The sequence below is a fragment of the Pedobacter sp. ISL-64 genome (assembly GCF_018613605.1).
In the GTDB taxonomy this organism is placed as follows: Bacteria; Bacteroidota; Bacteroidia; order Sphingobacteriales; family Sphingobacteriaceae; genus Pedobacter.
The window spans coordinates 97,159-112,790 of sequence record NZ_JAGGPU010000006.1; the positions used below are offsets into that span (position 1 = coordinate 97,159).

Genomic DNA, 15,632 nt, shown 5'->3' on the forward strand with positions numbered 1-15,632 from the left:
CTTAATTTTTCGTTTCGCTTACAAAATTCACTTTACTCTTACCCAAATCTTTCGATGTGGCCACAGCAATGCCACGCTGATCCAGTTTATTAACTGCACAATAAAAATGGTATACTGTGCCTTTATATTTCAGTACAAAAGATTTATGTGCGTATAATTCATCATATTTTTCTGACGACTCAATCAGGTTACCACCGGTCCAATCGCTCCAGTTTACCAAGTCATTTGAGGCAGCAAAGCGATTAAATGAACCCTTTCTATCTTGCCAGAAAGCACCGAAGTAAAACATTACCCAGGTTCCATTAATGTTTTGAATTACAGCATCTCCTGTAATGCCTACAGGGTGATGAACAACAGGGTTTTTATTGAACCGTTGCCAATGAACCATGTCATCAGAAACCGCCATACCGATGCGTTCGTACCAGCGTGTTTTTTTATTGTTCGCCAAAGAATCACCTACAGCATTGTAATACATTACAAAACGATGTCCTGTCAACTTCTGTTTATCTTCAATTACTGTGCTTTTGAATAATTTGTTCCGGTTTTCCCACCAACGTACATCTGCATCACCCGAAGTCAAAACAGGCTTGTTTAACCGATTCCATTCTTGAACCATTGATGGGCCTTTTGTGGTATAAGCCATCCCGATAGATAAGGGTTCCACTTCATATCCTTTTTCTTTACCTCCGAAATACGACATCCAATATTTACCATCGAATTTATCAACACCATACTTTCCACCCCATTTGGTATCCAATAAAGCGTTGTAACCTGCTTTTTGGTTGTCGTCCCAATGGCCAGCATCTCCAAACGACATCAGTTTACCCTGATTTTCCCAGTGCAATAAATCTTTACTTTTTGCCAGCCAGGTTTCGTAACCACGACCGCTAAAAATAAGATAGGTCATGTACCAAAACTTTCCCTTACGGAAAACTGTTGGGCAATCCATTTTGTGTTGATTGTCTTCAGGAATCATTACCAATCCATATTTATAAGGCGTTTTTACTTCCTGATAAATCTTTTCCATGGTTTCGGCTGAAACAGGATTCGTGGTTTGAGCATTCAATGTTAATGCACTTACAAAAAGGAAAAATGCGAGGATTATCTTTTTCATTTGTACTTTAAATTAAACTTATAATAACCTGATCCTAGAGCAACCTTAGCTTTCCCTGCTTCTATTCCTGCGTCCGTAAACGTCGAATTGTATTCTTCGGAGATTTTATATTTCGGCAAAACCGGAAAGTAAATAGTTGCTTTTGTATTTACGGGGATATTCACCTCCAGTGTAAAAGATCGGTCTGTTTTTTCCCATTTGCAGGAAATTTTGCCGTAAGGCGAATTGTAACGCACATCAGCTGAGGTTAAATCGCCCACCACTTCCGGTTCGATTTTAATATGGTTAAAAGCAATTGAATTTTCTGCCTGACGGATGCCGCCAACACCACTATACAGCCATTCCATTAAGTGCCCGAGCATAAAATGATTGTTGGATACGGTTGGCAAAGCGGCCCAAGATTCGGTTAAAGCCGTTGCGCCTTTGGCCAGCTGCATGCCGTAGCCTGGAACATCCGAACGGCTGTTCATATCAAAAATCACATCCGATTTCCCGGCATCTTCTAAGACACGTAACACATAACGATAACCTATATCGCCTGCTGTTAAACTGTTTTTGCGATCTCTGATATCTTTAACCAAATTCTCGATTACTGCATTTTTATGCTTTTCTTCAACCAATTCCATATAAACCGCCATTGCATTTGCAGTTTGAGAGCCTGTTGCATACTGTCTGCTTTTTGCATCAAAGAATTGATGGTTGAATGCATTTTTTACTTCAAGGGCAAGCTTTGCATAGGCCATTGCATCAGCTTTTTTGCCCAGCAGCGTGGCCGTTTTTTCTAAGATTTTTAAATCATAATAATAAATGGCTGTACCCGTAACGCCCATTGGCGTTAACTGAGAAACGCCAGGAGGTTTTGGCCCCAAATCATACCAATCGCCTAAACCCTGAGCTAAAATGTAATGATTTGCTTTGGTGCCCAAATAATCGATGTAACACTGCATCATCGGGTAATAATCAACCATAGCCTGTTTATCGCCATACCACTGATATAAATACCATGGCATTAAAATGCCGCTGCTGCCCCATTCTGGCGAATCGCGGAACATATCGCCACCCCATTCAAATTTTACATACTCAGGTGCAATTTCAGGAATCAAGCCGCTGGCAAGCTGCGAGTTTTTCATGTCCTGCAAAGCTTTTTTAAATAATGGTGCAGCATTGTAATTATACCGTACAGAACTGCCCATTAAATGCAGTTCTTCTAACCAGCCCAGTTTTTCACGATGCGGACAATCGGTAAAAACACTAACCATGTTGCTTTTAATCGCCCAATCGATCAGGCTGAAAGTTTTATTGAACAGCTTGTTCGAGGATGAAAACTTACCTACCTGCTCAGCAGCATTTCGGATATGCAAAGCTTTTAAATCTTCTAATACCGATTTGTTAGATGGATTTTCTTTACCGCTTGGAACAGCTCCTTTAACCTGCAGGTAGCGAAAGCCTGTATAAAAGAATTTAGGACGCCAGGTTTCCAAACCATTTCCTTTTAAAATGTAGGTAAAATGAGATGGTCCGCCAATGTTTTTTTGTGTTACCGTACCATCGGCTTTTAATAGTTCAGCTGGGGTAATGCGGACAGTATCTCCTTTTTTACCTCGGACTTTCAATTCGATAATTGCAGAAGCGTTCTGGCCCATATCATAAACCCATTCGCCATTGGTAACCGGGTTAATATTTTGAGGTGAAAAATTTTCGAAAATCCTTACAGGTTCTTCTTTTTGGGCATTTAGTTTCGGACCATCAGCTAATAACGACGATTTCCATCTGCTATCGTTAAAACCTGCTAAATTCCAGCCTTTTTGCTCAAGGTTGGCATTGTAATCTTCACCGCCATAAATGCTTGAAAAAGTTATGGGTGATGGCGCGGTTTTCCAACTTTGGTTACTGATGATATTCGCTGAAGTTCCATCCGTATATTCGATCAACAGCCTGCAGATCATTTTCGGATAACCATAAGCTACTTTTAATTTTCTATACCTTTCTTTAACTGGAGGAATATAATAAAAACCATTGCCCAGCATCACTCCTATTGCATTTTCACCTCTCTTAAGCTGTTTAGTTAAATCATAAGTCAGGTACAAGGCCTCTTTATTATACTTCGTCCAGCCGGGTGCTAAAAAGTCATCGCCAACTTTCGCTCCGTTTAAACTCATTTCAAAATGGCCTAAACCAGAAATAAAAGCTGTGGCTTTTTTAATTGTCTTCGTTACCGTAAAACCTTTGCGGAACATCGGCAAGATATTATTGCCAATGAATTTGTCTTTTTTACCATCCGTTGGCAGACTATTTACGTTAGAATCCGCCAGTTTTTCGTAGGCAATCCATTTTGCACCGTTCCAATCGGCTGTGTTGAGCAATCCCATTTGCCAAAAGGCCGAAGCGCTCCAGCCAGATTCATGCCCGAAATTATCCCAAACACGGACTTTCCAATAATAGGTTTTGCTTGATAATAACTTTTTACCTTTATATTTAATCTGTAATGATTGGCCTGAGTTTACTTTTTTAGTGTCCCAAACATCCCCAATATTTTTATTTAAATTGCCTAAACTGCTAGAAACTACGATTTGATAGCTTGTTTGCATGATATTGTGTTTAGCTGATTGCAGTTTCCAGCTCAAACCCGGCGAAAGAACATCGATGCCAATAGGATTATTCCGATACGCACAATCCAATTGAGCAACCTTAATATCTTGCGCAAAAAGCGGAATGCTTAACAGATAAAGCCAAGAAAATATTACAAGTTTGCTCATTCACTATTGCACACCGTTTCGGATGTTTTGGTTAGGTTTATAAATGGTCATCAGCGATAAATTTTTTCAGAAATAAATTCTCAATTCTATAGAATTAAGCCTTATAAATTTATTAACTTTAAAATGCGATCGCTAATTCAAATATAAATGTTTTTTTTAAATATGAAAACATATATTTGTATTTAAATTATACAAAATCTTCTCTTGGATAAATAAGAAAGCATTTTGTATGTTTGAAATTGTAAAAAATACGATACAGCCAAATTTAAACCCGCATGAACGAAAAAGAATCGAAGTACCAAGCCCCTGCTTTGGATAAAGGACTTGATATATTGGAGTATTTATCAGCACAATCTATCCCATTGTCTCAAACTGAAATTGCTATTGGTATTGAGAAAACGCCAAACGAAATTTACAGAATGTTGATGAGTCTGGAAAGTCGTGGCTATATTTTACGTGATGAAGTTTCGGGCAAGTATAGGCTATCGTTAAAGCTTTTTTACCTCTCGCATAGGCACTCGCCTATTGATGAGCTGCGTAAAGCTGCCCAGTTTCCATTAGAGGAACTGGCAAATAGTATCCGTCAATCTTGCCATTTGAGTATTTTGTATATGAACCAGGTAATGGTGATTATTCATGCCAAAAGCCCTGGGCCGATTGCGCTTTCTATCGAAGAGGGAAATTTGTTTCCATTGCCGCTAACCGCATCGGGCAAGGTTTTATTGGCTTATATGCCCGAGGCTGAGCGTAGCACAACATTAAAAAACAATTCCATTTTTAAAAAATATGCTAAAGCCCAGCAGGAAGATTTTTTGACTTCATTGGAAGATATTCAGCGAACTGGCTCTTATTTCAAAAATAGTGATTCTGTTTCTGGTGTTACCGATCTTTCGGTACCAATTGGTATTAATGGCAATAATGGAATTATTGCCTGTTTAACCATTTCGATGTTAAATGCGATAAATGTAGATCAAGCGATTGAAAATGATGTGATCCTTGCCGAGGCCTACAAATGTGTTAAAAAAATAGAACAGCGGATTGGGGTTTAATTGTTGATTTTACTTGTCAAGTCGTCATCCTGAGCTTGTTTCAGGATCTATCTTTTTATTAAAGTACTGATCCTGATGTAGAAATTGAGCGTGTAAGAAACCGCAATTCATTTGGGCGTTCCCCAAGCTACGCAAGGGTCCGGGCTTTTCAGGGCTCCGCTCCGGTACCGATGAAAACCTGTGAAACAAGCAAGCATACCGTAATTAAATAAAAACAGATGCTTAATCGGTACTGAACCCTTACAATCCCTAACGCGAAGCTACCGTATTGAGATTTTCGTTTCAAACCCCGCAGGTTTAATTCGTTGTTTATGTTGTTCTCAAAGGTCTCATTGAAGGCTGCGCCATTTAAAAACCTGCGGGGTTTAGTAGGTTACCCCGAATACTTCACGCTATAATCCTTACCCTTTTCTATCGTAATTTCATACGAACCTTTCGATACTTCTTTAACTTCAGCACCTTTTACAACTGGTTTGGTTTTACTTTTTATCTTTAGTTTACCTACACCTGTTAGAGAAGAAACTTTGATTTCTTTTCTACTGCAAAACACTGAAATATCACCATTCGCTGTTGGGACTTTGCCCTCCATCCAGGCTAAGCCACCCAGATTAGGTTCAATAGTATAGGTTTCGTAACCTGGTGTTGTAGGTTGTACACCTAGATAATATTTTCCCAATAAATAAATCGGGCTGGCTCCCCAGGCGTGGCAAAGGCTTTTTCCAAACGGGCGACCGTACATAGCCAAGTGTTCGGTTCCCTTTTTATCTGGATTGTATTCCTCCCAAAAAGAAGTTGCACCCAATTTTAACATGCCACCCCAATAATTTTTCATTTCCTTTAATACATAAGGTTGTTCGCCCATGGCACATAATGCTTCAAGCTCATAAAAACGCATATAAGGTGTGGTAATTTTGGCAATCTGATCATTTAAAAGCACATTCTTTTTAACCGACAACTTTTGTTCCGGTGTAAAATAATTAAAGAAAATCCCGAACATGTTGGCATAACGGGTTACATTATCTGTTTGTTTATCGTCAATCCGGCTGTGAACCAAAGCGCTTTTTTGCTGATTCCAATAAAGTTCAAAAATCTTGTTTTTCAGCTCTTTAGCCTGTTTATCGTATTTGGCAAGACCTTCTGTGTCGTTGGCTAATTTGGCACATAAAGTCATGGTTTCTAAACTCCTGGCATATAACAACTGTTCGAAACTTACTTCACCATCTTTACTCAGTTTATCTGCCCAATCGATAAAAATCCAGTCACCAGGCATCCATTCTAACAGTCCGTTTTTATTCTTTCTTCCATCAATATAAGTCATTAGCGACTGCATCCGCGGGTAAATATCCTGTACGAACTTCTGGTCGCCGGTAAATTTATAGTAATCATAAATCCCCAAAAACCAATAAAAAGAGTAATCCATAATGGTATTGATGTGCGCCGTTACGGGATCTTTTCCACGCTGAGCCAATAAAGTCCGTTTTACAGTTGGTGCATCAAAAAATGAGTAATAGTTCATCAAATAACTTTGATAAGCATCGCCACTCCACACCCAGCGATCGCGTTTTATCCCATCGATAAAGAATTCACGGGTGTTTAAATGAAAGGTATATTTGGCTACATCATAAATTTTGTTGAGCTCCTCATCCGAAGATTTAAAACTTCCTCTTTCTGTTACAGGAGCATATTCGTACAACATGGATACAGAGTCGGCCGATACATTACCCTGTGATTGGTAGTTCACATATCTAAATGCTTTTGAAAGCGGCATAATCGAATCTTTTTTCTGAGAGCGGTCAATGTCGAGATAATCTAAGGTTTCACAGTTATCGGTTGATAAGGCCTCTTCTTTCGATTCTCCGTAATAAATACTCAATCTTCCCTTTCCCTTCAAGCCATGCACTTTTATAAAACCAAAAGTTTCTTTGCCGAAATCAGAAACTGCACCATTGTTTACTTTTTCTGTTTTAACAGCCGATTGCGCAACAACAGGCAATTTAAACTGTGATGGCAATTGAGTTGGATCAGTTAAATTCCATGAGCCTGCTGAAACAAAGGTAGTTCCCGATTTATCAGAGGTTTTCCCACTCGCATCGATCCATTCTTTATCCTCGAAAGTAGTCAACCAGGTTTCATCAGAAACTACCGTTTTACCCTGAACAAAAATCGCCGGAACATGCGCCTGGTTGTAAACCTTCAAACTCAATTTGTGTTTCCCTGCTGGAATCTGAATGCTTTTTGGAAAACCCGCAATGGCCTGACCATCGATTTTAACGTTGTAAGTACCTTCTACAAACAACTTAACCTCTTCGGATTGAGCAAGATTAAATTCTTTGTGAAAATCGACCAAAACATAATGACTATCCATTTTCCAGAAGACAGGGAAAAAGGAGCCTCTTTCGGTTCTGCGGTTCTGCATTACATTGCTCATGTAGATATCGAAATCGCCGGGGTACCAGATCCAAGAGGCTTTTTGGGCAAAAGCCGGAGCGATTAAGCCGCATAAAATTGCGATGAGGAATATTCTTTTTAAGTTTTTCATGTTATCTAGTTTATTTGTCGTCATTTCGACCGTAGTGGAGAAATCTTTGAACATTGATTAAATTTGTTTCAAAGATTTCTCTATTCCGCTGCGCTCCAATCGAAATGACGACATATTTAGTTAAATTTTAATGCCCATTAAAGAAAATGTAAAGTGCAACCATTACGATGGCTAATGCAATCCACGAAATCCAAACTGTTCTTGCTGGCTTTTCTATATTGGCCTGGTGTTCTTCATTAACCTTGTAAATACTTGGTGACCTATCCAGTAAGGAAATCAAAATCGCGATGATCATTAATCCTGCGAAAATGAAAAATGATAACATCAGGTAATGTGGCCAGAAAGTGTATTTATCCGATGGTAAAATCCATAAATAAGTCACCCCAACACCCAAGCTTAAAATTGAGCCGATTGAAAGCGTAAAATTCACGGCTTTCCTTGTGGTTCTTTTCCAGAAAATGGTAAGTAAAAATACTACCGATAGCGGTGGCGCAATAAAGCCCAAAACCGATTGAAAAACATCGAATAAATTCAATCCTTTAATGTTATCGATGGCCAAAACCACTACAACAGCAAAAATACATCCTGCAACAACTGCCCATCGACCAATGCGGATGATCTGTTTATTACTCGCCTGTGGGTTGATTTTCTTTACATAAATATCCATGGTAAAAACGGTACTTAATGAATTTAAAGACGAGCCAATTGTACCTACTAAAACGGCAATCAGCACAACGATTACCAGGCCATTCATACCAGGTGGAAATAAATTGGTTACCATCGTCATATAAGCTTCGTTCGGATCTTTTAAACCAGGAAAAAGTACATAACAAAGGATTCCTGTTCCAATAAATAATGGCAGGGAAAGGATCTTTAACCAACCAATAAAACTTACGCCCAATTGTCCTTGTTTTAAGTTCTTAGCACCCAGAACAGATTGAACCATCGATTGATCGGTACAGAAAAAGGCCACAGCTGCAACCGGATAACCCAATAAAATGGCATACCATGGATATTTTGGATCGCTGGCGGGTTGGATTAAATTCCAGAAATGATGTGGTGTTTTTTGATATAAAGCAGAAAGTCCACCAACTTTATTCAGTCCCAGAAGCGTGAGCGATAATGAAACGGCGATCAATAAAATCATTTGGAAAACATTTACTTTGGCAATGGCTTTTAAACCGCCAAAAAAGGTAAACAGTCCTGCAAAAGCCACCAACACGGTAACCGATTGCCACATCGGTATGCCTAAAATCTGGCGAACCAAAAAGCCGCCTGCAAATAATCCGAGCGATAACCATGAGATTAAAATCTTAACCAGCGCATACCAGGCGAGGATGTTTTGAGTGGAATCGCCATAACGGTTGCCCATAAACTCGGGCATGGTACTCACTTTGGCGGCAAGGTATTTTGGAGCGAAAACGATGGCCAGTAAGAATAAAAAGATAAAGGCGTACCAATCGAAATTAACGGCTACGATACCAGTGCTATAGCCAATACTTGCAAAGGCCAATAACATCGACGGACCTACATTGGTGCCCCACATGTTAAAGCCAATGCTGCTCCAGTTTAATGATTTATTGGCTAGAAATAAGGTCTCATCATTGTTCTTCTTTTTAGAAAAACTGGCCCGATAACCAATGATGATCAGGATAATGAGGTATGCGATGACAATGATGTAATCTAAATTGGTTAAACGTTCTACAATGTTTCCCATTAGGTTTATTTTGGTTAGTTATTTAGTGTTGCCACGGAATTCACGGAGCATTTATTTTTCGTCATTGCGAGGCACNNTCGTGCCTCGCAATGACGATCTTTCTTTTACAATCCTATCGATTCCCTTGTAATGTGATTAGCTTTCAAAATATCATCAACTTTTACTGGCAAACCTGTTTCTAAAGATTGATCCATTGCTTGTAATAGTGCCACAGTCCCGATGCCTTCTTTTAAATCAGGGTATGCGGTAAAATTATTATTGATGCTATCTGCAAAATATTCTAAATAATTCTGGTATTCTCCGGCGTGATGGCTTTGCCCTTCGAAACGGAAATAGTGCTTTAAAGTTGAATCGCCCCAGGTGATAATCTTTTCTTCGCCGGTTTTGGTTGTAACAGAATATCGTAGTTCATGGTAGTCGGCCTGACTAGCGCCTTCCGTTCCTCGCAGGATACAGCTCATGCCACTATCGCGACTTGCAGGCTGTGTTGGGCCGGTATAAGCACCGCTAACCCGCGCAATTCTGCCATCTTTTGCTTTAAAAATAAAGTGCATGGTATCCTGGTTTTTCAGTCCGGCTTTTAAACCGTTGCTACTCAACATGCCATAACCCATAACTTCTTCAATATCTGGCATGTACCACCTGATAAAATCAACAGGGTGACTTAAACCGCCATACAACCATTTAAATGATTGTTTTAACGACCAACCTTTTTCTAGAAACCAGCGATGATCGGCATGGTAATGACTTTCGATAGTGATCAGTTCTCCGATTAAACCTGCATCAAAATCTTTCTTCTGCCGCATGGCAGGCTCAAAAAAACGTGAGCTTTGCCCTACGAAAATCCTTTTTCTTGATTTCTTTGCTAACTCCAACAGCACATTGGCTTGACCTAAATCATCGATAAATGGCTTGGTACACACCACATGCTTTCCGTGTTCAAGCGCCAGTTTAATGTGCTCAAAATGCAGATGATCTGGTGTGTAAATCGCAATCATATCGATTTTGTCGCTGGTTAACATGTCCTCGTAATTGGTTGTCCAGTTTTGAAAATCAAATTCTAAAGCCCGTTCTTCGCAAAGCTTTTTATTGGCATCGCAAATCTGGATAAGCTTAAACTTTTTGCTTGCCAATGATGCAGAAATGGTACTTCTACCCTCTCCTAAACCTAAAATCCCTAATCTTAACATGATATTATTTTTATAAGCGTTTTTGTTGTTTATTACTTCCTCCATTGCATATAGTCTTAGCGCTCGTCATGCTGAATTTATTTCAGCATCTTTCATGCTATGCAAACTTGCTAATAAGGCCCTGAAACAAGTTCAGGGTGACGACCGTTTATGTCCGAATTCCTTTCTAAGCATTCTGCTTTTACTATCACTCTATCGGTTTAAAGAACACCCAAACCTCTTCTGGTTTTGTTCCTTCAATTCCTTCCTGGTATTTTTTCATTATTGCATTCCATTCGTCTACTTTTGGATTGTTCTCAGTGGTTTTTGGATTCAATTCATCTAAACTTTTTCCTTTAGGAATACTAATGATCAGCATTAACTGTCTATCGTTTTTAAAGATGGCTAACCGCTGAAACTCGGCCTTACAAAATCCTTTCGATATCTCCGGCCATTTTTCAAACTGTGTTTTATGGTAAGCCAGATATTCTTTCTGGAGTTTTTCATCCTTCACCAGATTGGCTGATAAAATGATGTTATCCCATTCTGCTACTGGTTTATCGCCACAATTCTTTTCTCTGTTGAAGTCGTAAAACAGATTGTCGTACAATTTAATTTCTGTCGCATTTAAGCGTTTTAAAGTTTGCTGCAAACTCTCCACTTTTAAACTTGAAGTATAAATTACCAATCGATTTTCCCATTTATAAATTGAACCTGGCAAGAGGTTATTTTCTTTTGCAAAAGTTTTTAAGGCACTGTTACTCGGTAGGTTACCTGTCTTATAAACCAATTCGAATACAACAGATTGATCTACGGCCTGATTGGTACCCCTTTTCGAATAATTGGCTTTTTCTTTTAATAAATATTGAAAAGGTTTTTCTAAACCTGCGCTTTGTTTGATATGATCGGAAACTTTTGGTCCATTGCATTCCCATAAATTGTCTGGTCCGTTGGCATTTTGAAGATACTTTTCAGTTGGCGTCCAGTTGTTTTTGATGGTAAAATACGAAGAACCTTCATCTGTATAAAGGTAAAACCAATGATCAGGCAGGTGCGAATATGGCGCTTTGTAAATGCTATCGACCACATTGTCGGTGATGAATGATCCGGGCTGAGCAGATAGTGTATAAATCCCAGCCACATCATACATATGTTTTCCGTAGTGATGGATTTTATTGCCGCTGATGGTATTGTTTTCCATCGCGTTTTTCGTTTTTGTCCATCCCCAGCCCATGCTGATGCCGGAATAAGACACATTATTGATTTCGTTATGTAGAATTTTAATCCCCCTAACATAACCTGCGCCGATACCAACAGCGCCCCAATCTTCGTTGGTTACATCGGTAATCAGGTTGTTCTCAATTTTATTGTTCGTCGAAATTTCTCTTTGATCTGTGGGATTGTAAGGCAAATGTACTTCGGTCGCTTCATCAGAGAAAGTTCCGATTAGAATGGCTGAACCACCAATATCCTTAAATAAGTTGCCATTGATTGCATTATCTACAGTTCCTTTTTTATAATCCAGACCTGTTGATGCCAAGTGCTCGAACCGACAAGATTCGAAAGCAGTGTGATTAGCATAACTCGCTTCGACTGCAGCAACCGGACGGCCAACCCAGGCCTGATTTTCTAGCGTAGGTTTGTCTGGTGTCCCTGCTTTTTCGAGCTTATAGGCATCGAGCATGTACATGCCTGCCTGATGAGGAACATGACCTTGTTTTGACGGCCTTAACCATGTAGAATGCTCAAATGAAATACCCTTGAAACTCACGTAGGAAACAGGTTGATCAATCGTTCCTTCGATTTTAACCAGGTTTTCTAAAGCCGGAGCAATCACTTCAGCATTTAGCATATTTTCTGATGCTTTGGGCCAATAATAAAGCTTGTGGTGCTGTAAATCTTCAAACCATTCTCCAGGTTCGTTCAAGAATTGAATGGCATTTGTAAGGTAAAAAGCAGAATTCCCTGTTTTGTCTGAAATCCATGGTGCTGGCCATGGATGCTCGGATTGGATTCTGCTTTCGGGCTGCATAAAAGAAATTTCTGCAGCATTACCTATAATTTTAACAGACTTTACACGAAGATTTGCAATGGCCCACCATTGGTGGATCAGCATTTCCATTCCTTTGATATTGGCTAAACTGATGTTTTTTTGAATTGGAATTTTACAGGTTTGCTTTTCGCTATCCCATGATAAAATCCTCCCCATTTCTTCACCATTGTAGTTTTTTGCACGAACGGACTTATTGCCATTTACCCATAGCTGTCTGAACTGTAGGTCGCCCCCATCTAAATTTGGAATATCAGCTACCCAAACCTTCCCAACAGATTCTTTTGGCAGACCAGCAATGGTGTGATTTAACTTTTTCCAGTTTTTTATTTGAATGCCTCCACTCAAAATAACTTTTTCGTTAGGTGCTGAAATAATTGTTGTCGGACTATCTTTTGTGCCAGAGTCTTCAGGGCGAAGAACTACGGGTTCGTGCAATTGATAAAAACCTTTGCCGATTATAATCCGGATTCCATCCTTAGTAGAAGCATCATTTAATCGCCTTAATTCTCTTGCTTTCCTCACCGCAGAATGAAGTGTTGCAAAGGGCTTTTCTTGTGTTCCTATATTAGTATCAGCACCATTTATGGAGACATAGATATCCACTGCGTCGGCTTTAAAGTGAAACAACGACAAGAGAATTATCAGAATGAAAAATAGTTTAAATTGTTTGGTTCGTGAGGACACGGAACAAAGCATCAAGTGTTTTTTTCTATGTGTGCTTTGCATCTTTTTAGTTATCACTATTTCCATAATTCTCCTAATGAGATTGCTTCGTGCCTCGCAATGACGGGTTATCGATTTGAAAAACTGACTTGAGGTAGCTGGTATTGGCACTGAAATTATATTTTACATTTGTCGGCTGTTTGGCATCCCGGCTTCTTTCTACAACCAACCAACCACTCCAACCCATATCATCAAGGGTTGCTTTTACCTTGTTTAAATTGATTTTCGGATCGTTCTGTAACCAAACACCATCTTCATTTGTGGCATGGATTTGAACGATGTTCTTTTTGCCTAAAATTCTCAGCTCTTGGTGTAAATCTCTTCCATTCTTAATGGCATTAGAGAAATTGAAATAACTTTTAACATGCTTGCAATCAATATCTTTTAATAACTGTAATTCGCCTTTTGCATCTAAAGCACTTTCAATTCCAATTGTAATTCCCGCTTTGGCGGCCATTTTTCCGGCAACTTTTAATCTTTCTATGATTGGCATGCGCAGTTCGGGGTTTTTAACCAAATCGCCTTGAATACCCAATGGAAGAAAGACCACTTTAATATTCATGGCTTTAGCAGTATCTAAACAATCCTGGATCATTTTCTGATAGGTTGGTCGCTTGGCAAATGATTGCGCATAAAATCCGGTCATCGCCAACGAACAGATTTCGAGGTTCAGCTCTTTTGCTTTATCCAGATACTCCTGCCTGATTGTCGGATCGGCTAATTTGTTATCAAATGTTTCCCTATTGCCCAAACCACCCATGTCAATTTCCAATCCGTCAGCACCGATTTCTTCTGCGAGTGGCAAAGCGCTGATTTTCTGACGTTTTAAAATCATTAAATCAATCACTGCAACTTTATAATTGTTCTTTTTCGCTGCTGCCAAAAGCAATTGATTGGGGATCATTAAAGCGCCTGTTAGCAGTGCTACATTACCAATAAAAGACCTTCTGTTTTGATGCTCCATATCCACTATTTGCTTGTGCTTAACGGGAATAATTTTTCCAGATTTTCAAATCCCATCACCGCATTTTTAGGTAGTTTTTCGCCTTTATCGCCAAAAACATAAAGGGCATTTTCCTTTTCCATGGTTACTTTACTTTCATTGTATTTACCGGCTTTATCTTTAACTGCAGTACCATTTAGTTTGAAGTTTTTGATCAGGAAATCGTAGAGTGCAATGCGCTTGTTAATGCCAAAATCATGTTTTTCATCCGGAAGATGAACATTCTCGACCTTATCTTTCACACCATAATAACTGTACATTTTTTGTAGATAAGGAAAATCATGTTCGGGTGTGTGTGCCGTCCAGTCGCTACCATCTGACACCAATAACTGGGGACGAGGTGCTGCCATTGCAGCCAGTTCTACGTTATCGGTTCCGCCACCACATTGATGGATTGGCATTCCGCTTTCGCAAGGGCAGCCACCATAAAAGTAAGATGACATCGCTACAACGGGCGCACTTAGTTTAATCCTGTCATCCATGGCGGTCATTAGAATAGAATGACTTCCTGCACCCGAACCTCCACTGATGCCAATTCTGGCTGTATCAGTTTCTTTTAGCGCACTGAAGTAATCTAAAATCCTGATTCCCCCCAAAGCCTGAATGGTTTGCGCCAAGCTTTTGCGATGATCTTCGTATTTAAACTGGAGCATCGATTCGCCCCAAGCAAATAAATCGTAGCTAAAAGCCATAGCGCCCATTCTGGCAATCATTGCACAGCGGATCTGGCAATCAGGTCTAAAACGTTGTTTTTCCCAGTGTCCGTCAGGACTTAAAACCAATGGGATTTTTCCTTTAAAATTTAACGGTTTATATAGCGAGCCATTAATCCAAACCCCAGGTAAAATTTCTAATGCAATGTTTTCTACAGAATACCCGTCAAAAATTCTTTTCGCCGTGATAATCGGTTTTGAATTTGGTTTGGCAGGTAATGGCGATAATAATAAGGCTTGGTATAATTCGGGCTTTATTTGCGCCTTACGTTTTTCCCAACTGGCCTGGTCGTGGTATTTGGTCGCCAAGCTATCCAAATAGGCCCATCCATCCTGAACCTCCCAACGGTAATATTCATATTCTTTCAATTTGTAAACACCTGGCTTTTCTTTGTTTACTTTCATATCCAAAGGTGCAAGTACGTTTGCAAGAGTTTCATCAATGTTTGCACGGAAACGCCATTCTGCATAGTTCACCCATTTATCTTTTACCTGTAGTTCTGAATATTTGATCTGTACCTTGAAGCGTGTTTGGATCTCTTTCAAAACATCAACAAGCGGCTTTTTATAGAGGTTGTCGGTGTTTTGGGTTTGGCCGGATGTAATTAAAGAAATAACGGAGAAAAGTAGCATTAATGCTAAACTTATCTTTCTTCCAATCGATCGGTCGTCACCCTGAACTTGTTTCAGGGTCTTAATAGCAAGGCGGCCTAGCATGAAAGATGCTGAAATAAATTCAGCATGACGAGCGCAAAATCCATGACAAATAAATAGTTTATCAGCCGAAGCAATCTTT

General features: G+C 39.5%; 9 protein-coding genes. 1 reads left to right on the forward strand and 8 read right to left on the reverse strand.

The window, feature by feature from the left end; genetic code table 11:
* Window position 1: 1 nt before the first annotated feature.
* A complete protein-coding gene (locus J7E57_RS08490; RefSeq protein ID WP_215127022.1) occupies window positions 2-1,114 on the reverse strand; it encodes a glycosylase in 1,113 nt (370 codons plus the stop codon).
* Window positions 1,111-3,870 (reverse strand): family 78 glycoside hydrolase catalytic domain, encoded by a 2,760-nt coding sequence (locus tag J7E57_RS08495; protein ID WP_215127024.1) that lies wholly within the window; start codon window positions 3,868-3,870, stop codon window positions 1,111-1,113. Before J7E57_RS08495 ends, J7E57_RS08490 begins: the two co-directional genes overlap by 4 nt.
* A 275-nt stretch (window positions 3,871-4,145) precedes the next feature.
* Here J7E57_RS08495 and J7E57_RS08500 point away from each other — a divergent pair, with 275 nt between their 5' ends.
* A complete protein-coding gene (locus J7E57_RS08500; RefSeq protein WP_215127026.1) occupies window positions 4,146-4,919 on the forward strand; it encodes an IclR family transcriptional regulator in 774 nt (257 codons plus the stop codon).
* A 373-nt stretch (window positions 4,920-5,292) separates the two neighbouring features.
* Here the strand turns inward: J7E57_RS08500 and J7E57_RS08505 are convergent, their stop codons facing one another.
* The 6 genes from J7E57_RS08505 to J7E57_RS08530 all read right to left on the reverse strand — a co-directional run bounded on the left by J7E57_RS08505 (window position 5,293) and on the right by J7E57_RS08530 (window position 15,469).
* Window positions 5,293-7,458, reverse strand: coding sequence for an amylo-alpha-1,6-glucosidase (locus tag J7E57_RS08505; RefSeq protein ID WP_215127028.1), 2,166 nt, complete (start codon window positions 7,456-7,458; stop codon window positions 5,293-5,295).
* A gap of 127 nt (window positions 7,459-7,585) precedes the next feature.
* Window positions 7,586-9,175, reverse strand: coding sequence for a sodium:solute symporter family transporter (locus J7E57_RS08510; RefSeq protein ID WP_215127030.1), 1,590 nt, complete (start codon window positions 9,173-9,175; stop codon window positions 7,586-7,588).
* A 104-nt stretch (window positions 9,176-9,279) separates the two neighbouring features.
* Window positions 9,280-10,365, reverse strand: coding sequence for a Gfo/Idh/MocA family protein (locus tag J7E57_RS08515; RefSeq protein WP_215128092.1), 1,086 nt, complete (start codon window positions 10,363-10,365; stop codon window positions 9,280-9,282).
* 187 nt (window positions 10,366-10,552) lie between these two features.
* The gene (locus J7E57_RS08520) at window positions 10,553-13,000 is read right to left on the reverse strand and encodes an L-rhamnose mutarotase (RefSeq protein WP_317196534.1); all 2,448 of its coding nucleotides are present in this window, start codon (window positions 12,998-13,000) and stop codon (window positions 10,553-10,555) included.
* 154 nt (window positions 13,001-13,154) lie between these two features.
* Window positions 13,155-14,084: a sugar phosphate isomerase/epimerase family protein gene (locus tag J7E57_RS08525; RefSeq protein ID WP_215127032.1), complete on the reverse strand. Its 930-nt coding sequence runs from the start codon at window positions 14,082-14,084 to the stop codon at window positions 13,155-13,157.
* A gap of 5 nt (window positions 14,085-14,089) precedes the next feature.
* Window positions 14,090-15,469 (reverse strand): acetylxylan esterase, encoded by a 1,380-nt coding sequence (locus tag J7E57_RS08530; RefSeq protein WP_215127034.1) that lies wholly within the window; start codon window positions 15,467-15,469, stop codon window positions 14,090-14,092.
* Between the last annotated feature and the right edge of the window lie 163 nt (window positions 15,470-15,632).

Excerpts from the sequence above, each read along its gene's own strand:
- J7E57_RS08515 (WP_215128092.1), bottom strand. The coding sequence starts at position 10,365 with ATGTTAAGATTAGGGATTTTAGGTTTAGGAGAGGGTAGAAGTACCATT.
- J7E57_RS08505 (WP_215127028.1), bottom strand. The coding sequence starts at position 7,458 with ATGAAAAACTTAAAAAGAATATTCCTCATCGCAATTTTATGCGGCTTA.
- J7E57_RS08510 (WP_215127030.1), bottom strand. The coding sequence starts at position 9,175 with ATGGGAAACATTGTAGAACGTTTAACCAATTTAGATTACATCATTGTC.
- J7E57_RS08500 (WP_215127026.1), top strand. The coding sequence starts at position 4,146 with ATGAACGAAAAAGAATCGAAGTACCAAGCCCCTGCTTTGGATAAAGGA.
- J7E57_RS08495 (WP_215127024.1), bottom strand. The coding sequence starts at position 3,870 with ATGAGCAAACTTGTAATATTTTCTTGGCTTTATCTGTTAAGCATTCCG.
- J7E57_RS08530 (WP_215127034.1), bottom strand. The coding sequence starts at position 15,469 with ATGCTACTTTTCTCCGTTATTTCTTTAATTACATCCGGCCAAACCCAA.
- J7E57_RS08490 (WP_215127022.1), bottom strand. The coding sequence starts at position 1,114 with ATGAAAAAGATAATCCTCGCATTTTTCCTTTTTGTAAGTGCATTAACA.
- J7E57_RS08525 (WP_215127032.1), bottom strand. The coding sequence starts at position 14,084 with ATGGAGCATCAAAACAGAAGGTCTTTTATTGGTAATGTAGCACTGCTA.